The organism is Pseudomonas borbori (genome assembly GCF_900115555.1).
GTDB classification, from domain to species: Bacteria; Pseudomonadota; Gammaproteobacteria; order Pseudomonadales; family Pseudomonadaceae; genus Aquipseudomonas; species Aquipseudomonas borbori.
On record NZ_FOWX01000010.1, the window covers coordinates 52,386 to 72,449 of the forward strand.

At 62.6% G+C, this 20,064-nt stretch carries 19 protein-coding genes; 15 read left to right on the forward strand and 4 right to left on the reverse strand.

The features are described from left to right. Positions 1-23 precede the first annotated feature (23 nt). The 4 genes from BM315_RS09470 to map are packed head-to-tail and all read right to left on the reverse strand — an operon-like array spanning position 24 to position 5,147. The gene (locus tag BM315_RS09470) at positions 24-371 is read right to left on the reverse strand and encodes an ArsC family reductase (protein ID WP_090500223.1); all 348 of its coding nucleotides are present in this window, start codon (positions 369-371) and stop codon (positions 24-26) included. Continuing rightward, on the reverse strand, positions 368-1,570 hold the full coding sequence (gene dapC, locus BM315_RS09475) for a succinyldiaminopimelate transaminase (RefSeq protein ID WP_090500225.1): 1,203 nt from the start codon (positions 1,568-1,570) through the stop codon (positions 368-370). The genes BM315_RS09470 and dapC overlap by 4 nt, the downstream gene beginning before the upstream one ends. A gap of 59 nt (positions 1,571-1,629) precedes the next feature. Continuing rightward, a complete protein-coding gene (locus BM315_RS09480; protein ID WP_090500227.1) occupies positions 1,630-4,332 on the reverse strand; it encodes a [protein-PII] uridylyltransferase in 2,703 nt (900 codons plus the stop codon). A 32-nt stretch (positions 4,333-4,364) separates the two neighbouring features. After that, a complete protein-coding gene (gene map, locus BM315_RS09485; RefSeq protein WP_090500229.1) occupies positions 4,365-5,147 on the reverse strand; it encodes a type I methionyl aminopeptidase in 783 nt (260 codons plus the stop codon). A gap of 310 nt (positions 5,148-5,457) precedes the next feature. On the opposite strand from map, the gene rpsB reads away from it, so the two are divergent. The 15 genes from rpsB (at position 5,458) to rnhB (ending at position 19,978) form a co-directional block, all read left to right on the forward strand. Beyond that, a complete protein-coding gene (gene rpsB / locus BM315_RS09490) occupies positions 5,458-6,198 on the forward strand; it encodes a 30S ribosomal protein S2 (RefSeq protein WP_090500231.1) in 741 nt (246 codons plus the stop codon). Positions 6,199-6,374: 176 nt separating this feature from the next. Further along, a complete protein-coding gene (gene tsf / locus BM315_RS09495) occupies positions 6,375-7,244 on the forward strand; it encodes a translation elongation factor Ts (RefSeq protein WP_090500233.1) in 870 nt (289 codons plus the stop codon). A 183-nt stretch (positions 7,245-7,427) separates the two neighbouring features. Beyond that, the gene (gene pyrH / locus BM315_RS09500) at positions 7,428-8,171 is read left to right on the forward strand and encodes a UMP kinase (RefSeq protein WP_090500235.1); all 744 of its coding nucleotides are present in this window, start codon (positions 7,428-7,430) and stop codon (positions 8,169-8,171) included. Beyond that, positions 8,168-8,725 carry a ribosome recycling factor gene (frr, locus tag BM315_RS09505; protein WP_090500237.1) on the forward strand — a complete coding sequence of 186 codons (558 nt, stop codon included), beginning with the start codon at positions 8,168-8,170 and terminating at the stop codon, positions 8,723-8,725. The genes pyrH and frr overlap by 4 nt, the downstream gene beginning before the upstream one ends. 16 nt (positions 8,726-8,741) lie before the next feature. Beyond that, entirely contained in the window at positions 8,742-9,497 is a 756-nt protein-coding gene (gene uppS / locus BM315_RS09510; protein ID WP_090500239.1) for a polyprenyl diphosphate synthase, read from the forward strand. After that, positions 9,497-10,312, forward strand: coding sequence for a phosphatidate cytidylyltransferase (locus tag BM315_RS09515; RefSeq protein WP_090500241.1), 816 nt, complete (start codon positions 9,497-9,499; stop codon positions 10,310-10,312). The genes uppS and BM315_RS09515 overlap by 1 nt, the downstream gene beginning before the upstream one ends. Beyond that, positions 10,309-11,496 carry a 1-deoxy-D-xylulose-5-phosphate reductoisomerase gene (gene ispC, locus BM315_RS09520; RefSeq protein ID WP_090500243.1) on the forward strand — a complete coding sequence of 396 codons (1,188 nt, stop codon included), beginning with the start codon at positions 10,309-10,311 and terminating at the stop codon, positions 11,494-11,496. The genes BM315_RS09515 and ispC overlap by 4 nt, the downstream gene beginning before the upstream one ends. Before the next feature lie 69 nt (positions 11,497-11,565). Next, the gene (rseP, locus tag BM315_RS09525; protein WP_090500245.1) at positions 11,566-12,918 is read left to right on the forward strand and encodes an RIP metalloprotease RseP; all 1,353 of its coding nucleotides are present in this window, start codon (positions 11,566-11,568) and stop codon (positions 12,916-12,918) included. Between the two features lie 90 nt (positions 12,919-13,008). Continuing rightward, positions 13,009-15,372: an outer membrane protein assembly factor BamA gene (gene bamA, locus BM315_RS09530; RefSeq protein ID WP_090500247.1), complete on the forward strand. Its 2,364-nt coding sequence runs from the start codon at positions 13,009-13,011 to the stop codon at positions 15,370-15,372. A gap of 47 nt (positions 15,373-15,419) precedes the next feature. Next, positions 15,420-15,923: an OmpH/Skp family outer membrane protein gene (locus BM315_RS09535; protein ID WP_090500249.1), complete on the forward strand. Its 504-nt coding sequence runs from the start codon at positions 15,420-15,422 to the stop codon at positions 15,921-15,923. Positions 15,924-15,925: 2 nt separating this feature from the next. Beyond that, positions 15,926-16,984 (forward strand): UDP-3-O-(3-hydroxymyristoyl)glucosamine N-acyltransferase, encoded by a 1,059-nt coding sequence (gene lpxD, locus BM315_RS09540; protein ID WP_425287775.1) that lies wholly within the window; start codon positions 15,926-15,928, stop codon positions 16,982-16,984. Between the two features lie 47 nt (positions 16,985-17,031). Next, positions 17,032-17,472 carry a 3-hydroxyacyl-ACP dehydratase FabZ gene (gene fabZ / locus BM315_RS09545; protein WP_090500253.1) on the forward strand — a complete coding sequence of 147 codons (441 nt, stop codon included), beginning with the start codon at positions 17,032-17,034 and terminating at the stop codon, positions 17,470-17,472. After that, on the forward strand, positions 17,469-18,245 hold the full coding sequence (lpxA, locus tag BM315_RS09550) for an acyl-ACP--UDP-N-acetylglucosamine O-acyltransferase (RefSeq protein WP_090500255.1): 777 nt from the start codon (positions 17,469-17,471) through the stop codon (positions 18,243-18,245). The genes fabZ and lpxA overlap by 4 nt, the downstream gene beginning before the upstream one ends. A 3-nt stretch (positions 18,246-18,248) precedes the next feature. After that, complete coding sequence (gene lpxB, locus BM315_RS09555; protein WP_090500257.1) at positions 18,249-19,382, forward strand: lipid-A-disaccharide synthase; 1,134 nt, start codon at positions 18,249-18,251, stop codon at positions 19,380-19,382. Further along, positions 19,382-19,978, forward strand: a complete 597-nt coding sequence (rnhB, locus tag BM315_RS09560; protein ID WP_090500259.1) for a ribonuclease HII — start codon at positions 19,382-19,384, stop codon at positions 19,976-19,978. The genes lpxB and rnhB overlap by 1 nt, the downstream gene beginning before the upstream one ends. The last annotated feature ends 86 nt before the right edge of the window (positions 19,979-20,064 follow it).

Below are 20,064 nucleotides of genomic sequence, written 5' to 3' on the forward strand. Positions count from 1 at the left end.
AACGCGAATTCAATGGGAGTTGTTCAAGCCAGCTCGGCGGCATAGCGCTCGGGCTTGAAGCCAACCAGGGTCTTGTTGCCGAGATCCAGCACCGGGCGCTTGATCATCGATGGCTGGGCGAGCATCAGCTCGATCGCCTTGTGCTGGTCGAGGTCGGCTTTGTGCGCCTCGTCCAGCTTGCGGAAGGTGGTGCCGGCACGGTTGAGAAGGGTTTCCCAGCCATGCTCGTTGCACCACTTGTCCAGGTTGTCACGGTCGATACCAACGGCTTTGTAATCGTGAAAGGCGTAGCTTACCCCGTGCTGGTCGAGCCAGGTACGGGCTTTCTTCATGGTGTCGCAGGCTTTGATGCCGTAGAGGGTCGTGCTCATGCGTGCAGGCTCTTTACAAAGTCACGGATACGTTCGGCGGCTGCCACGCACTCGGCCAGCGGCGCGACCAGGGCTATGCGCACGCGATTGGCGCCCGGGTTGACGCCGTTGACACTGCGCGACAGGTAGGAGCCGGGCACCACGGTGACGTGTTCGCGGGCGAACAGCTCACGGGTAAAGGTTTCGTCGTCCAGCGGGGTTTTCGCCCACAGGTAGAAGCCGCCGTCCGGGCGCTGTACATCGAGTACGCCGTCGAGAATCGCCAGCACCGCGTCGAACTTCTCGCGGTACAGCGCGCGGTTGGCCGCGACGTGCTGCTCGTCGTTCCAGGCGGCCATGCTGGCCAGCTGGGTTTGCACCGGCATGGCGCAGCCGTGATAGGTACGGTACAGCAGGAAAGATTTCAATATGTCGGCGTCGCCGGCGACAAAGCCCGAACGCAACCCCGGCAGGTTGGAGCGCTTGGACAGGCTGTGGAACACCACGCAGCGTTTGCAGTCGCTGCGGCCCAGTTCGGCGCAGGCGGTCAGCAGGCCAGCCGGTGGGTTCAGTTCGTCGAAATACAGTTCGCTGTAGCACTCGTCGGCGGCGATGACGAAGTCGTATTCATCGGCCAGCGCGATCAGTTTCTTCAGGGTGGTCAGCGGGATCAGCGCGCCGGTCGGGTTGCCGGGCGAGCAGAGGAAGAGGATCTGGCAGCGCTGCCAGACGTCGCTCGGCACCGCATCGAAGTCCGGGTTGAAGCCGTGCTGCTCCAGGCACGCCAGGTAGTGCGGCTGGGCGCCGGCGAGCAGGGCCGCGCCTTCGTAGATCTGGTAGAACGGGTTGGGGCTGACCACCAGGCCGCCGACGTCGCGCTGCACCACGGCCTGGGTGAAGGCGAATAGCGCCTCGCGGGTGCCGTTGACCGGCAGCACCTGGCGCGCCGGGTCGAGCATGCCGGCCGGCAGGTTGAAGCGCCGGCTGCACCAGCTGGCGATCGCTTCGCGCAGTTCGGGTATCCCCAGAGTGCTGGGGTAGACCGCCAGTTTCTCCAGGTTGGCGCTCAGCGCCTCGGCGACAAACGCCGGCGAGCGATGCTTGGGCTCGCCGATCGACAAGGCGATGGCCGGCTTGTCGCCGGGTGGCCGGGCGCCGGCGAGCAAGGCGCGGAGTTTCTCGAAAGGGTAGGGCTGCAGCTGGTTCAAGGCGTCGTTCATTTTTCTGTCCTGGCTACTACAAGCGGCAGCCGCGGGGGATTTGGCTTGCCGCTGCTCGATCAAATAATTATCCGGCTTGGCTCTGCGGATTGCCCGTTGGCGTCTGAGAGCTGCTCGATGATGGTTTCCTGCAGCCGGCGGCAGAGTTCGGGATCGGACAGCGGCTGGTTGTTGGCGTCGGTGACGAAGAACACGTCCTCGACCCGCTCGCCGAGGGTGGCGATCTTGGCATTCTGCAGCGACAGGTCGAAGTCGAGGAAGATCCGTCCGATGCGCGCCAGCAGGCCCGGCCGATCGGGTGCGGTCAACTCGAGGATGGTCACCGGGCGCTGTGCGTCGTTGTGGATGGTCAGCCGTGGCGCGAAGGCGAAATGCTTGAGCTGGCGCGGCACCCGGCGCTGGATGATGTTCGGGTAGTCGTCGGGGTTCTTCAGCGCGTCGATCAGGCCCTGGCGGATCTGCTTGATCCGCGCCGGATTGTCGCCGATCGAGCCGCCCTCGGCCTCCAATACGATATAGGTATCGAGGGTGAACTTGCTGGTCGAGGTGAGAATCCGCGCGTCATGGATGTTCAGGTTGAGCTGGGCCATGGCGGCCACGGTCACGGCGAAGAAGTCGTGCTGATCCGCGGCATAGATGAAGATCTGCGTGCCGCCCTCGAATTCGCGCTGGGTGGTCTCCTTGATCAGTACCAGCGGATTGCCGTCGTTGGCGTGCTGCAGGATCGCCTCGGCATGCCAGGCCACGTCGCCGGCGGTGTGGCGCAGGAAGTAGTCGTCGCCGAGTTTCGACCACAGCTGTTCGGCCTCGTCCGGGTCGGTGCCGCCGCGCACCAGAATGTCCAGCGCGGCGCTCTGGGTCAGGCGAATCTGCTCTTCACGGTCCAGCGGGTTTTCCAGGCCGCGGTTGAGCGCGCGCTTGGTTTCGGTATAGAGCTGGCGCAGCAGGCTGGCGCGCCAGGAGTTCCACAGGCTCGGGTTGGTGGCGTTGATGTCGGCCACGGTCAGCACGTAGAGGTAGTCCAGACGGGTCTGATCGCCGACCAGGCGGGCGAAATCGAAGATCACCTGGGGGTCGGAGAGGTCCTTGCGCTGGGCGGTGGTCGACATCACCAGGTGGTTCTGCACCAGCCAGACGATCAGCTTGCTGTCCCAGTTGGGCAGCTGATGGCGCACGCAGAAGGCCTCGGCGTCTGCCGCGCCCAGCTCTGAGTGGTCGCCGCCGCGACCCTTGCCGATGTCATGGTAAAGCCCGGCCAGGTAGATCAGCTCGGGTTTGGGCAGCTTGCCGATCAGCTTGCTGGCCAGGGAGAACTTCTCGGCCAGTTCCGGCCACTTGAATTTGCGCAGGTGCTTGATCAGGTTGAGGGTGTGCGCATCGACCGTATAGATGTGGAACAGGTCGTGCTGCATCTGCCCGACGATGTCGCCGAACTCGGGCAGGTAGCGCCCGAGAATGCCGTAGCGGTTCATCCGCCGCAGATTGCGGTGGATGCCCTGCGGGCTCTTGAACAGCTCGATGAACAGGCTGGTATTGCGAATGTCCTTGCGGAACTCGTCGTCGATCAGGTGACGGTGATCGCGCAGCAGGCGAATGCTGTCGGCGCACACGCCCTTGATCTCGGGGTGCTGGGCCATCAGCACGAAGATTTCCAGGATGGCGAAAGGGGTGCGCTTGAAGACGTTGGGGTGAGTGACTTCGATATAGCCGTCGCGCAGCTGGAAACGGCTGTTGAGCGGCTGGGCCTGGCCGCTTTGGCCGGCGCGGAGGATTTCCTCCTCGAAGTGCTGGTTGATCAGGTCGCTCAACTCGGCGATGCCCATCACCACGCGATAGTACTTCTGCATGAAGCGTTCGATCGCCAGTTTGCTGTCGCCGTCTTCATAGCCCAGCAGGCGGGCGATCTGGCCCTGGTGATCGAACAGCAGGCGGTCTTCGGCGCGGCCGGCGAGCATGTGCAGGGCGTAGCGTACCTTCCACAGGAATTCCTGGCTGGACACCAGCAGGGCGTACTCGCTTTCCAGCAGAAAGCCCTGGCCGACCATGGCGTGCAGATTCAAGGTGGCGAAATGCCGGCGGGCGACCCAGAGGATGGTCTGGATATCGCGCAGGCCGCCCGGTGAGCCCTTGACGTTGGGTTCGAGGTTGTATTCGGTGTCGTTGTACTTGGCGTGGCGGGCGCGCTGCTCCTTGCGTTTGGCCAGGTAGAACTGCTTGCTCGGCCACATCTGTGCGGTGCTGGTGACGTCCTGCATGCGCTGACGCAGGCGCTCGGGGCCGGCGATGGTGCGGCTTTCCATCAGGTTGGTGACCACCGTCAGGTCGGCGCGGGCCTCTTCGGCGCACTCGTCGACCGAGCGCACGCTTTGCCCGACTTCCAGGCCGATGTCCCAGAGCAGGGTGAGGAAGCGTTCGATCGGCTCGCGAAAGCGTTCGTGGTCGTTGCTGCCCAGCAGGATCAGCAGGTCGATGTCCGAGTAGGGGTGCAGTTCGCCACGGCCATAGCCGCCGACTGCCAGCAGGGCGATGTCGGCGTCTGCGCTCCAGTCCAGGCGATCCCAGGCTTCACGCAGGATCTGGTCGGTGAACCAGGCGCGATCCTCGACCAGTCGGCGTACCTCGCGGCCCTCCTTGAAGCGCGCGTCGAGCACCTCGTGGGCGCGGCGGATGGCTTTCTTGAAGGCCGCGATGGGGCTGGCCTTGAGCGCCAGTTCGGCCTGGAATTGCCCGCGGTCGAACAGTTCGGAGTCTACCTGCGGCATGCGCCGATCTTCCTCTATAGGGGTGGCGAGCATCAGGCCGACGTGCGGGCGATGGTGTCGTCACTGCGCAGGGTGAAGATCTCGTAGCCGTCGGCGGTGACCAGGATGGTGTGCTCCCACTGCGCCGAGAGCTTGCGATCCTTGGTGATCGCGGTCCAGCCGTCGCCGAGCAGGCGGGTTTCCGCGCGGCCCTGGTTGATCATCGGCTCGATGGTGAAGCACATGCCTTCCTTGAGTTCCAGGCCGGTACCGGCGCGGCCGTAGTGCAGCACCTGCGGCTCTTCGTGGAACACCGCGCCGATGCCATGGCCGCAGTACTCGCGCACCACCGAGAAGCCGTTCTTCTCGGCGTGCTTCTGGATCACCTCGCCGATGTCGCCCAGGCGGGCGCCGGGACGCACCAGCTGGATACCTTTATACATGCATTCCTGGGTGATCCTGGCCAGGCGCTCGGCCCACTCCGGCACCTTGCCGACCATGAACATCTTGCTGGTGTCGCCGTGGTAGCCGTCCTTGATCACGGTGATGTCGATGTTCAGCACGTCGCCTTCTTTCAGCGGCTTCTCGTTGGGGATGCCGTGGCAGACCACATGGTTGACCGAGGTGCAGATCGACTTGGGGAAGCCCTTGTAGTTGAGCGGCGCGGGAATGGCCTGCTGCACATTGACGATGTAGTCATGGCAGATGCGATCGAGCTCTTCAGTGGTGACGCCGGGCTTGACGTGTTCGCCGATCATTTCCAGTACGTCGGCGGCCAGGCGGCCGGCTACGCGCATTTTCTCGATTTCTGCGGGGGATTTGATGGTGACGGTCATATAGGCTCTCGGGCACAGACTGAAAAGAGGGCTATGTTAGCAGCTTCGGGCCGCAAGCCCCAAAGCCAGCAGCGAGCCTCAAGCTGCACGCCGCGAGGCGAGCGGGCGGCGTTCTGCTTCTACTTGCGGCTTTATGCTTGTAGCTTGCGCCTGCCTTTTATGGTATAAAACGCGCCGCTTTACGGGCTGTGTGCCCGAAAGCTTTAATCCACACACGTATCGACACGATTTCCTGGGTGCCTTTCGCCGCGTGCGGATGGTTGGAGATTGGGATGCGTGGAGGCCTAACCCGACTTATCAAGGAACTATCATGTCCCAAGTCAATATGCGCGATATGCTGAAGGCCGGTGTGCACTTCGGCCACCAGACCCGTTACTGGAACCCGAAAATGGGCAAGTACATTTTCGGCGCGCGTAACAAGATTCACATCATCAACCTCGAAAAAACCCTGCCGATGTTCAACGAAGCGCTGTCGTTCGTTGAGAAGCTGGCTACCGGCAAGAACAAGATCCTGTTCGTCGGCACCAAGCGTTCCGCCGGCAAGATCGTTGCCCAGGAAGCTGCACGTTGCGGCTCGCCGTACGTCGATCATCGCTGGTTGGGCGGCATGCTGACCAACTACAAGACCATCCGCGCCTCGATCAAGCGTCTGCGTGATCTGGAAGTTCAGTCCCAGGACGGCACTTTCACCAAGCTGACCAAGAAAGAAGCCCTGATGCGTACCCGCGATCTGGAAAAACTGGATCGCAGCCTGGGTGGTATCAAGGACATGGGCGGTCTGCCGGACGCTCTGTTCGTGATCGACGTCGACCACGAGCGCATTGCTATCACCGAAGCCAACAAGCTGGGTATCCCGGTTATCGGCATCGTCGATACCAACAGCAGCCCGGAAGGCGTTGACTACATCATCCCGGGTAACGACGACGCCATCCGCGCCATCCAGCTGTACATGGGTGCCATGGCTGATGCCGTAGTTCGCGGTCGTACCAACACCGGCGGCGCCGACGAATTCGTCGAGCAGGCTCCCGCCGCCGAAGCGACTCAAGGCTAAGCGCTAGGCGCCAAGCGTTATTCGCTGCGCAAAAAGGGGGCTAGGCCCCCTTTTTGCCACTTTGAAAACCATTGTCAGCCGGTTGCTGTGCGTCGAGTCCGGGCAGTGTGTTTACAGAATCGATCGCCCGCTCCGGCGGGTGGAATGGTTAACAACCTATCCAAGAGGAATTTGAAATGGCAGAGATTACTGCGGCACTCGTCAAGGAGCTGCGTGAGCGCACTGGCGAAGGCATGATGGATTGCAAAAAGGCCTTGACCAAGGCCGGCGGTGACATCGAAAAAGCCATTGATGACATGCGTGCTTCCGGCGCGATCAAGGCCGCCAAGAAGGCAGGCAACATCGCCGCCGAAGGTGCTATCGCGGTCAAGGTTGCTGAAGACGGCAAGTCGGCCGTGATCCTCGAAGTCAACTCGCAAACCGACTTCCTGGCGCTGCAGGACGACTTCAAGAACTTCGTCAACGAAAGCCTGGAAAAAGCCTTCGCCGACCAGCTGACCGACGCCGCGCCGTTGATCGCTGCCCAGGAAGCTGCGCGCGAAGCGCTGGTGGCCAAGGTCGGTGAGAACGTCAACATTCGTCGTCTGGCCCGCGTTGAAGGCGACGTGGTCAGTGCTTACCTGCACGGCAACAAGATCGGCGTTGTAGTTGTCCTGAATGGCGGTAACGCCGAGCTGGCCAAGGATATCGCCATGCACGTGGCGGCCAGCAATCCGGAGTTCCTGCTGCCTACGGAAGTTTCCGCCGAGGCGATCGAGCGCGAAAAAGCCGTGTTCATGAGCCTCAACGAAGACAAGATCAAGGGCAAGCCGGCTGAGATCGTCGAGAAGATGGTTGGCGGTCGTATCCAGAAGTTCCTCGCCGAAGCCAGCCTGGTTGAGCAGGCCTTCGTCAAGGACCCGGAAATCAAGGTCGGTGCGCTGGCCAAGAAGGGCGGTGCTGAGATCGTTTCCTTCACGCGCTTCCAGGTCGGCGAAGGCATCGAGAAGCCGGTAGACAACTTCGCTGAAGAAGTCGCTGCGCAACTGGCTGCCAGCAAGCAATAAGACGCTGTTGTCGCCCCGAAGAGGCTGCCCGCTTATGCGCGCGGCCTCTTCGTCAAATTAAGGGGTGAGCAAGGCCTTTGTTGCCAGGTAGGCGACAAATGGCTCCGGACGTTGTCAAAGCGCTCGACAAATCCGTGCCGCAAGGCGCGCAAAAGAATTCAAACGCCGCAGGAGAGACTGGTAATGGCTCAGCAGGTGAGTGGTCGTCAACCGCGCTACAAGCGCATTCTGCTCAAACTCAGCGGCGAGGCCCTGATGGGCTCGGAAGATTTCGGCATCGATCCCAAGGTGCTCGATCGCATGGCGTTGGAAGTCGGCCAGTTGGTCGGTATCGGCGTGCAGGTCGGCCTGGTCATCGGCGGCGGCAACCTGTTCCGTGGCGCGGCACTCTCCGCTGCCGGCATGGATCGGGTGACCGGCGACCACATGGGCATGCTGGCCACCGTGATGAATGCCCTGGCCATGCGTGATGCGCTGGAGCGCTCGAATATCCCGGCCATCGTGATGTCGGCGATTTCCATGGTCGGGGTAACCGATCATTACGATCGGCGCAAGGCGCTGCGTCATCTGAAAACCGGTGAGGTGGTGATCTTCGCCGCGGGCACCGGCAACCCGTTCTTCACCACCGATTCGGCCGCCTGCCTGCGGGCCATCGAGACCGATGCCGACGTGGTGTTGAAGGCAACCAAGGTGGACGGGGTGTACACCGCCGACCCGTTCAAGGATCCGCATGCGGAGAAATTCGACCGACTGACTTACGATGAAGTGCTGGATCGCAAGCTCGGCGTGATGGATCTGACCGCCATCTGCTTGTGTCGCGATCACAAGATGCCGCTGCGCGTCTTCAACATGAATAAGCCCGGTGCCCTGCTGAATATCGTGGTGGGTGGCGCCGAAGGCACTCTGATCGAGGAAGGTGAACAATGATCAACGAGATCAAGAAAGATACCCGGGAACGTATGCAGAAGAGCCTGGATTCGCTGATCCATGCTTTCAGCCGTATTCGTACCGGCCAGGCCCACCCGAGCATTCTGGGTGGTGTGATGGTGCCTTACTACGGTGCCGACACTCCCTTGAATCAGGTTGCCAACGTCACCGTCAAGGATTCCCGCACCCTGCAGGTGGTGGCGTTCGAGCGCAACATGCTGGCTGCCGTCGATAAGGCGATCCAGAGTTCCGGTCTGGGCTTCAATCCGACCAACCTGGGCGAGCTGCTGCTGATTTCCATGCCGGCGCTGACCGAGGAGACCCGCAAGGGTTTCACCAAGCAGGCGCGTGATGCCGCCGAAGATGCTCGTATTGCCGTGCGCAATATCCGTCGTGATGCCTTGAGTCAGTTGAAGGATCTGGTCAAGGAGAAGGAAATCAGCGAAGACGAAGAGCGTCGCGCCGCCGACGAGATCCAGAAGCTGACTGACAGGTTCGTGGCGGAAATCGAGGTGGCCGTGAAGCAGAAAGAAGCGGATCTGATGGCCGTTTAGCGGTCAGGAGATCCTCATGCACAAGACCATAGGCGGCGCTAAGGTGGCCGTGCCACGTCATGTGGCGATCATCATGGATGGTAATAACCGCTGGGCGCGCAAGCGCCTGTTGCCGGGGGTGGCCGGGCACAAGGCAGGTGTCGATGCCGTGCGCGCGGTCATCGAGGTGTGCGCCGAGGCCGGGGTCGAGGTGTTGACCCTGTTTGCCTTCTCCAGCGAGAACTGGCAGCGCCCGGCCGACGAGGTGAGCGCGCTGATGGAGTTGTTTCTCGGTGCGCTGCGTCGCGAGGCGAAGAAGCTCAACGACAACGGCATCAGCCTGCGCATCATCGGCGATCGCTCGCGCTTCCATCCAGAACTGCAGGCCGCCATGCGCGAGGCTGAGGCCATGACCGCTGGCGACAAGCGGTTTATCTTGCAGATCGCCGCCAACTACGGCGGCCAGTGGGATATCGCGCAGGCGGCGCAGCGTCTGGCTCGTGAGGTTCAGGCGGGGCATCTGCGGCCCGAAGATATCACCCCCGAGCTGTTGCAGGGTTGCCTGGCGACCGGCGATTTGCCCTTGCCCGATCTGTGCATCCGCACGGGCGGCGAGCACCGCATCAGCAATTTCCTGTTATGGCAGTTGGCCTACAGCGAGCTGTATTTCTCTGATCTGTTCTGGCCGGATTTCAAGCACGACGCCATGCGCAAGGCCTTGGCGGATTACGCCAGGCGCCAGCGGCGTTTTGGCCGGTCCGCCGAGCAGGTCGATGCCGAGGCGCGTGCCTGATGCTTAAACAACGGATCATCACTGCGTTGGTGTTGCTGCCCATCGCCCTGGGCGGATTCTTCCTGCTCGACGGGGCGGCCTTTGCCCTGTTCATCGGCGTCGTGGTCAGTCTCGGTGCCTGGGAGTGGGCGCGTCTGGCGGGGTTGTCCCGGCAAACGCTGCGAGTGGCCTATGCCGGGGTGGTCGCTGCCCTGCTGTTCGGGCTTTACCAGCTGCCGCTATTGGCGCCCTGGCTGCTGCTGCTCGCGGTTGCCTGGTGGGTGCTGGCCACTGTGCTGGTGCTGGGCTATCCGGCCAGTAGCCGGCATTGGGCCGGGCTGCCGGCCAAGTTGTCGATCGGCTTGCTGATCCTGCTGCCGGCCTGGCAAGGCCTGGTGTTGTTCAAACAATGGCCGGAAGCCAATGGGCTGATCCTGGCGGTGATGGTGCTGGTCTGGGGGGCGGATATCGGTGCCTATTTCACCGGCAAGGCTTTCGGCAAGCGCAAGCTGGCGCCGCAGGTCAGTCCGGGCAAAAGCTGGGAAGGCGTGGCGGGCGGTTTGTTCGCCAGTTTGTTGATTACCACGGCGGTTGGCCTGTACCGGGGCTGGTCCGTCAGTGAGTGGCTCCTGGTGCTGGCGGGTGCGGCGCTGGTGGTGTCGATTTCGGTGGTCGGCGATCTGACCGAGAGCATGTTCAAGCGTCAGGCCGGGCTCAAGGACAGCAGCAATCTGCTGCCGGGGCACGGTGGTGTGCTCGATCGCATCGACAGCCTGACCGCGGCCATTCCGATGTTCGCCGCGCTGCTGTGGCTGGCCGGCTGGGGTGCCCTGTGAGCCAGTTGCAGCAGGTTACGGTGCTCGGGGCGACGGGTTCCATCGGCCTCAGCACCCTGGACGTGATCGCCCGGCATCCCGCGCGTTATCAGGTGTTCGCCCTGACCGGCTTCAGTCGTTTGGTCGAGCTGGAGGCGCTGTGCCTGCTGTACCGGCCGCGCTACGCCGTGGTGGCGGATGAGCGTGCGGCGCGCCATCTGCAGGGCGGCTTGCATGCCGCGGGACTGGCGACGCGGGTGCTGTTCGGCGAGCAGGGCCTGTGCGAGGTGGCTGCCCATCCCGAGGTGGATGCGGTGATGGCGGCTATCGTCGGGGCGGCCGGGCTCAAGCCGACGCTGGCGGCGGTCGAGGCGGGCAAGAAGGTCCTGCTGGCCAACAAGGAGGCGCTGGTGATGTCCGGTGCCTTGTTCATCGAGGCGGTGCGGCGTAGCGGCGCGGTCTTGCTGCCCATCGACAGCGAACACAATGCGATCTTCCAGTGCCTGCCCGGCGATTATGCCCGTGGGCTGGAGCAGGTGGGCGTGCGGCGGATTCTGCTGACCGCATCCGGCGGCCCGTTCCGTGAGACGCCGCTGGAGCAGTTGCGCGAGGTCTCTCCCGAGCAGGCCTGCGCCCACCCCAACTGGTCGATGGGGCGCAAGATCTCGGTGGATTCGGCGAGCATGATGAACAAGGGTCTCGAGTTGATCGAGGTCTGCTGGCTGTTCGATGCCACGCCGGCGCAGGTCGAGGTGGTGATCCATCCGCAGAGCGTGATCCATTCGCTGGTCGACTATGTCGACGGTTCGGTGTTGGCGCAGCTGGGTAACCCGGACATGCGTACGCCGATCAGTCATGCCCTGGCCTGGCCGCAGCGCATCGATTCGGGGGTGGCGCCGCTGGATCTGTTCGCCATCGCCCGCCTGGACTTCCAGGCGCCGGACGAGCAGCGTTTCCCCTGCTTGCGCCTGGCTCGTCAGGCGGCAGAGGCGGGCGGCAGTGTGCCGGCCATGCTCAATGCGGCCAATGAGGTGGCGGTGGCGGCCTTTCTCGAGCGGCGCATTCGCTTTCCCGAGATCGCGAGTATCATAGATGCCGTGCTGAACGCCGAGGTGGGTGTTGCGGTCGAAAGTGTGGAAGCGGTCCTGGCGGCGGATCGTCGGGCGCGTGAGCTTGCCGGGCAATGGCTGAATAGCCGTGGTTGACGGGCGCGCGCAGAATTCCAGCGCGGCTTGCCCTGCGCTGCGAGCCCCCCTCAGACGCGGAGAAGCTAGATGAGTGCGCTCTATATGATTATCGGTACCCTGGTTGCCCTGGGGGTGCTGGTTACCTTTCACGAGTTCGGTCACTTCTGGGTGGCGCGCCGCTGTGGGGTCAAGGTTCTGCGTTTCTCCGTGGGCTTCGGTACGCCGCTGGTGCGCTGGCATGATCGCCAGGGCACCGAATTCGTCATCGCCGCGATTCCCCTGGGCGGCTACGTCAAGATGCTCGATGAGCGCGAAGGCGAGGTGCCGCTCGGGCAGCTCGATCAGTCGTTCAATCGCAAGAGCGTACGCCAGCGTATTGCCATAGTGGCGGCGGGGCCGGCGGCGAACTTCCTGCTGGCTTTGGTGTTTTTCTGGGCGGTGGCGATGCTCGGCAGCCAGCAGGTGCGTCCGGTTATCGGTGCGGTGGAGGTCGGCAGTCTGGCCGCCGCTGCCGGCTTGCAGGTGGGGCAGGAAATCGTTGCGGTGAATGGCGAGCCGACCAGCGGCTGGGCGGCGGTCAACCTGCAGCTGGTGCGGCGCCTGGGTGAAAGCGGCACCTTGAGTGTCAGTGTTCGCGATCAGGGGTCCGCGGCCGACAGACCGCATCAACTCGTGTTGAAGGATTGGCTCAGGGGCGTCGAGGAACCCAATCCGATTGCCGCCCTGGGCATCCGGCCCTGGCGCCCGGCGCTGGTGCCGGTGCTGGCGCAGCTCGATCCGAAGGGGCCGGCGCAGGCCGCCGGACTGCAGGTTGGCGACCGCCTGCTGATGCTCGATGGCCAGCCGCTGGGCGAGTGGCAGCAGCTGGTCGATCGCGTGCAGGGCATGCCGGGCGAGCCGATCAGCCTGGCCGTCGAGCGTGACGGCCAGCAGCTGCAGGTGAACGTGACCCTCGCCGCGCGGGGCGAGGGCGAGGCGCGCACGGGTTATCTGGGCGCGGGCGTTGCAGGTGTCGAGTGGCCGCCGGAAATGCTCCGCGAAGTCAGTTTCGGGCCGCTGGAGGCCGTGGCCGAGGGCTTTCGACGCACCTGGACGATGAGCCTGCTGACCCTTGATTCATTGAAGAAAATGCTGTTTGGCGAGCTCTCGGTAAAAAACTTGAGCGGGCCGATAACCATTGCTAAAGTGGCGGGCGCTTCGGCCGAGTCGGGTATGGGGGATTTTCTCAACTTCCTCGCCTACTTGAGCATAAGCCTGGGGGTTCTCAATTTGCTGCCCATCCCAGTGCTGGATGGGGGGCATCTGCTTTATTACCTGGTCGAGTGGGTGCGTGGTCGTCCACTGTCGGAGCGGGTGCAGGGTTGGGGGATGCAGATCGGCATCAGTTTGGTGATCGGGGTGATGTTATTGGCCTTGATCAACGATCTGGGGCGTCTGTAGAGCGCTACTGAATTACAAAGCTACTGAATTACAAAACTGCCGCCTTGGGCGGCAGATTTTTTATCGTCAGTTGGAATAAGAAAGGACTTCATGAAACGTCTGCTGCTACCTGCGGTGCTTGCCGCATTGATGATCGCCGAAGTTCACGCCGAGTCCTTCACCATCTCCGATATTCGCGTCAATGGCCTGCAGCGGGTGTCTGCGGGCAGCGTATTCGGTGCCTTGCCGCTCAATGTCGGTGAAGTGGCTGATGACCGCGCGCTGGTGGAAGCGACTCGTGGCCTGTTCAAGACCGGTTTCTTCCAGGATATCCAGCTCGGTCGCGATGGTGACGTGCTGGTCATTACCGTGGTGGAGCGTCCTTCGATTTCCGGCATCGAGATCGAGGGCAACAAGGCCATCAGCAGCGAAGACCTGCTCAAGGGACTGAATCAGTCCGGGCTGGCGGAGGGCGAGATCTTCCAGCGTGCGACCCTCGAGGGTGTGCGCAACGAACTGCAGCGCCAATATGTGGCCCAGGGCCGCTACTCGGCCGAAATCGAAACCGAAGTGATCCCGCAGCCGCGTAACCGCGTGGCGCTGAAGATCAACATCAACGAAGGCACGGTCGCCGCCATCCAGCACATCAACGTGGTGGGCAACAGCGTTTTCGCCGACGAAGACCTGATCGACCTGTTCGAACTGAAGACCAGCAACTGGCTGTCGTTCTTCAGGAACGACGACAAGTATGCCCGCGAGAAGCTTTCCGGTGACCTGGAACGTCTGCGTTCCTACTACCTGGACCGCGGCTACATCAACATGGATATCTCCTCGACCCAGGTCTCCATCACCCCGGACAAGAAGCACGTCTATATCACCGTCAACATCGACGAAGGCGAGAAGTACAGCGTGCGCGAGGTCAAACTCTCCGGCGACCTGAAAGTGCCGGAAGAGGACATCAGGTCGCTGCTGCTGGTCAAGGAAGGCCAGGTGTTCTCGCGCAAGGTGATGACCACCACCTCCGAGCTGATCACCCGCCGTCTGGGTAACGAGGGCTACACCTTCGCCAACGTCAACGGCGTGCCGCAGGCGCACGACGAAGACCATACGGTGTCGATCACCTTCGTCGTCGACCCGGGCAAACGCGCCTACGTCAACCGCATCAATTTCCGCGGCAACACCAAGACCGAGGACGAAGTGCTGCGCCGTGAGATGCGCCAGATCGAAGGCGGCTGGGCTTCGACTTACCTGATCGATCAGTCGAAAACCCGTCTGGAGCGCCTGGGCTTCTTCAAGGAAGTCAACGTCGAAACCCCGCAAGTGCCGGGTAGCGACGACCAGATCGATGTCAATTACAGCGTCGAAGAGCAGGCATCCGGCTCGATCACCGCCAGCGTCGGCTTCGCCCAGAACGCCGGTTTGATCCTCGGTGGCTCGATCACCCAGAACAACTTCCTCGGCACCGGCAACAAGGTCAGCGTCGGCCTGACCCGCAGCGAGTACCAGGAGCGCTACAACTTCGGCTTCGTCGACCCCTACTGGACCGCCGATGGCGTCAGCCTGGGCTACAACGCCTTCTACCGCACCACCGACTACGACGAACTCGACACCGATGTGTCCAGCTATGCCGTCGACAGCTACGGTGCCGGCGTCAGCATCGGTTACCCGATCAGCGAAACCGCGCGCCTGACCTACGGCCTGACTGTGCAGCAGGATGACATCAGCACCGGCGTCTACACGGTCGACGAGATCTTCGATTTCCTCGAGCAGGAAGGCGACAGTTATATGAACCTCAAGGCTTCGGTGGGCTGGTCGGAGTCGACCCTCAACCGCGGCGTCATGGCCACCCGCGGTCACTCGCAGAGCCTGGTGCTGGAAACCACGGTGCCGGGTAGCGACCTGTCGTTCTACAAGGTCGACTACCGTGGCCAGGTGTTCAAGCCGCTGAGCGACAGCTACGCCCTGCGCTTCCACACCCAGCTGGGCTATGGCGATAGCTACGGCTCGACCGAGGAGCTGCCGTTCTACGAGCATTACTACGCCGGCGGTTTCGGCTCGGTGCGCGGTTTCGAGGACAGCAGCCTGGGGCCGCGCAGCACGCCGAGTCGCGGCGCTGGCGTGACCGGCAATCAAGGAACCTTGGCCGATCCGGATCAGGATCCGCTGCCGTTTGGTGGTAATGTGCTGATCCAGGGTGGCGCCGAGTTGCTGTTCCCGATGCCGTTCGTCAAGGATCAGCGTTCGTTGCGTACCGCGCTGTTCTGGGATGTGGGTAATGTGTTCGACACCAGCTGTTCGTCCTCGTCACCGAGTTGCAGTGATATCGACGCCGGCGAGCTGGCCAGCTCCGTGGGCGTTGGCCTGACCTGGATCACCGCGCTGGGTCCGTTGAGTTTCAGCCTGGCCATGCCGGTCGTCAAACCTGACGATGCCGACACCCAGGTCTTCCAGTTCTCCCTCGGTCAGACGTTCTAAGTGTTTGCTGACCGAACAACGACAACAGTTTTTGCAGGAGTTGCACCGTGCGTAAGTTGACTCATCTGGTTCTGTTAAGTGTGGCTCTGCTGGCAACCCCAGCATTCGCCGAAATGAAGGTAGCGGTACTCAACTACCAAATGGCCCTGCTCGAGTCCGACGCGGCCAAGCGCTATGCGGTCGATGCCGAGAAGAAGTTCGGCCCGCAGCTGAACAAGCTCAAAACCCTGGAAAGCGATGCCAAGCGCATTCAGGATCGCATCGTCAAAGATGGCGATAAGATGCAAACCGCCGAACGTGAGCGTCTGGAACTCGAGTTCAAACAGAAGGCCCGCGATTTCCAGTTCCAGTCCAAGGAACTGAACGAATCCAAGGCCGTAGCCGATCGCGAGATGCTGAAGAAGCTCAAGCCCAACCTGGACAAGGCCGTGGAAGAAGTGATCAAGAAAGGCAACTTCGACCTGGTGCTCGAGCGCGGTGCGGTGATCGATGTCAAACCCCAGTTCGACATCACTCTGCAGGTTATCGAGCGCATGAATCAGCTGCGCTGATCATGACAGTTCCAGTTTTTACCCTCGGTCAGTTGGCCGAACGCCTGGGTGCCACTTTGCGTGGCGCCGCCGGCAAGGCGATCAGCGGTCTGGCCACTCTGCAGGAGGCCGGCCCCGATCAATTGAGCTTCCTGGCCAACCCGCAATACCGCAAATACCTGTCCGATTGCCGTGCCGGCGCAGTGCTGTTGACCGCTGCCGATGCTGACAGCTACGGCGGCGATGCGTTGATCGTCGCCAATCCCTATCTGGCCTACGCGCAACTGTCCCATCTGTTCGATCGCAAGCCGCAGTCGCTGGCCGGCGTGCATGCGACCGCGCTGGTAGCGGCCGATGCGCAGGTCGACGCCAGCGCCAGCATCGGTGCTTACGCGGTGATCGAGAGCGGTGCGCGGATCGCTGCGGGCGTGACGATCGGGGCGCATTGCGTGATAGGTGCGCGTTCGCTGATCGGCGAGGGCGGCTGGCTCGCGCCGCGGGTCACCCTGTATCACGATGTACGCATCGGCAGGCGGGTGGTGATCCAGTCGGGGGCGGTGATCGGTGGCGAGGGCTTCGGTTTCGCCAACCAGAAGGGCGTCTGGCAGAAGATTGCCCAGATCGGTGGTGTGGTGATCGGCGACGACGTCGAAGTCGGTGCCAATACCACCATCGACCGCGGCGCCTTGGCCGATACCCTGATTGGTAACGGGGTCAAGCTGGACAACCAGATCATGATCGCGCACAACGTGCAGATCGGTGACAACACGGCGATGGCCGGCTGTGCGGGTATTTCCGGCAGTACCAAGATTGGCAAGAACTGCATGATCGCCGGCGGCGTCGGCATGGTCGGGCACATCGAAGTCTGCGACGGCGTGTTCGTCACCGGCATGACCATGGTGACCCGCTCGATTACCGAGCCGGGGTCTTATTCTTCCGGCACCGCCATGCAGCCGGCGGGCGAGTGGCGCAAGAGCGCGGCGCGCATTCGTCAACTGGATGACATGGCGCGGCGACTGCAGCAGTTGGAAAAACAACTGGCTGCCGTGACCTCCAGCGGAAATGCCTCATCTGATGCCTGAGCCGGTTGTGCCGTGCTCTTCTCTTTTTATTACAGGCTTCTCTGGACATGATGGACATCAACGAAATACGTGAGTACCTGCCGCATCGTTACCCGTTCCTGCTGGTCGATCGGGTGGTGGATCTGGATGTAGAGGGCAAGTGCATACGTGCCCACAAGAATGTCAGCATCAATGAGCCATTCTTCAACGGCCACTTTCCCCAGCATCCGATCATGCCCGGTGTGCTGATCATCGAGGCAATGGCCCAGGCGGCCGGTATTCTCGGTTTCAAGATGATGGGCTTGAAGCCCACCGACGGTACCCTGTATTACTTCGTCGGCTCGGACAAACTGCGTTTTCGTCAGCCGGTAGTGCCGGGCGATCAATTGATCCTCGAGGCCCGCCACCTGAGCAACAAGCGCAGCATCTGGAAATTCGAGTGCAGGGCCAGTGTCGACGGCAAGGAAGTATGTTCGGCTGAAATCATCTGTGCGGAACGCAAACTATGAGTTTGATTGACCCTCGCGCCATCATCGATCCCGCTGCCAGACTGGCTGACGACGTCGTCGTCGGTCCTTGGTCGATCATTGGGCCAGATGTGGAAATCGGCGAGGGTACCGTGCTTGGGCCCAATGTGATCATCAAGGGGCCAACCAGAATTGGTAAGCACAATCGCGTCTATCAGTTTTCCTCGCTGGGCGAGGACACCCCGGATCGCAAGTACAAGGGCGAACCTACGCGTTTGGTGATTGGCGATCACAACATCATTCGCGAAGGTGTCACCATGCACCGGGGCACCATCCAGGACCGTGACGAGACCACCGTGGGCGACCACAACCTGATCATGGCCTATGCCCACATCGGTCATGACAGCGTGGTCGGCAACCATTGCATCCTGGTCAACAATGTCGCGTTGGCCGGCCACGTGCACATCGCCGACTGGGCGATCCTGTCCGGCTACACCCTGGTTCATCAGTTCTGTCATATCGGCGCGCACAGCTTTGCCGGCATGGGCAGCGCGATTGGCAAGGACGTACCGGCCTACGTCACCGTTTCCGGCAATCCGGCGGAAGCGCGCAGCATGAATTTCGAAGGTCTGCGCCGCCGCGGCTTCAGTGCCGAGTCGATCCAGGCCCTGCGCCGCGCCTACAAGACTGTGTATCGCCAGGGTCTGACCATCGAAGAAGCCTTGGTGGAGCTGGCGGAGCCTTCCCTGCAGTTTGCCGAGGTCGCGGTGTTCCGCGACTCGATTCAGGCGTCCAGTCGCGGCATTACCCGCTAACTTATGACGGAGCTATTGCGCGTCGCGCTGGTGGCAGGCGAAGCCTCCGGCGACATTCTCGGTGCCGGCCTGATGCAGGCCTTGAAGGCCCGTCATCCACGGATCGAATTCATCGGTGTCGGCGGCCCGCTCATGCAGGGCGAGGGCCTGACATCCTATTTTCCCATGGAGCGCCTGGCGGTGATGGGCCTGGTCGAGGTGCTCGGCCGCCTGCCGGAGTTGCTGGTGCGGCGCAGGCACTTGGTCAAGACCCTGATCGATGCCAAGCCGGACCTGTTCATCGGCATCGATGCGCCGGATTTCAACCTGGGCCTCGAACTCAAATTGCGCCGTGCCGGGATCAAGACCGTGCACTACGTCAGTCCCTCCGTTTGGGCCTGGCGGCAGAAGCGCGTGTTGAAGATTCGTGACGCCTGCGACCTGATGCTGACCTTGTTTCCGTTCGAGGCGCAGTTCTACGACGCCCATCAGGTGCCGGTGCGTTTCGTCGGTCATCCACTGGCCGATGCGATTCCCCTGCAGGCTGATCGGGCGGCGGCGCGCGCGGCTCTGGACCTGCCCCAGGACAGTACCGTGGTGGCCCTGTTGCCGGGCAGTCGGGGCGGCGAGGTGGCGCGCCTGGGTGCGCTGTTTCTCGATGCGGCGGTGCGTTTGCGCACCCTGCGCCCGGGCATCCGTTTCGTCTTGCCGTGCGCCAGCCCCGAGCGCCGTGTGCAACTGGAGCAGATGCTGGTCGGGCGTGACTTGCCCCTGACCCTGCTCGATGGTCGCTCCCACGATGCCCTGGCAGCCTGTGATGCGGTGCTCATCGCCTCGGGTACGGCCACCCTGGAAGCCCTGCTGTACAAGCGGCCAATGGTGGTGGCCTACAAGGTCGCCCCCTTGACCTACCGGATTCTCAAGCGCCTGGTCAGCAGCGCCTATATCTCGCTGCCCAACCTGTTGGCCGAGCGTTTGCTGGTGCCCGAACTGATCCAGGATGCGGCCACTCCCGAGGCCTTGGCCCAGGCGTTGGCGCCGCTGCTCGATGACGGTGAGGTACAGACCGAGGGTTTCGATGTGATTCATCGTGCCCTGCGCCGCGATGCTTCTGCGCAGGCGGCCGAGGCCGTGCTCAAGCTGGTAGGGCGGGCGTGATGCAGCTGGGTCTGGATTTCAGCCAGGTGCAGGAGCTGGTCGCCGGTGTCGACGAGGTCGGCCGCGGCCCGCTGTGCGGCGCGGTGGTCACCGCGGCGGTGATTCTCGATCCGTCACGGCCGATCCTCGGCCTCAATGATTCGAAGAAACTCAGCGAGGCACGGCGCGAGCGGCTGTTCGACGAGATCCGCGAAAAGGCCCTGGCCTGGTGCATCGCCCGCGCCGAGGTGGAGGAAATCGACCGCCTGAACATCCTCCATGCGACCATGCTGGCCATGCAACGCGCGGTCGAGGGGCTGAGCGTCACCCCCCGGCTGGCGCTGATCGATGGCAATCGCTGCCCGATCCTGCAGGTGCCGAGTGCGGCGGTGGTCAAGGGCGATAGCCAGGTGCCGGCGATCGCCGCCGCCTCGATCCTGGCCAAGGTCAGCCGCGATCGCGAGATGCAGCTGCTCGATGCGCAGTACCCCGGCTACGGCATCGCCGGGCACAAGGGCTACCCGACGGCGGTGCACCTGGAAGCCCTGCGCCGTCTGGGGCCTACGCCGATTCATCGGCGCTCGTTCGCCCCGGTGCGCGCGCTGCTGGAAGACTGAGGCCGCCACCGCTGGTCGGCCGCCGCTTCGCGGCTTCTTTTCTGCAACCTGCGGCACTGCGCTTGTGTTCTGCGGTCTGTGGTTCT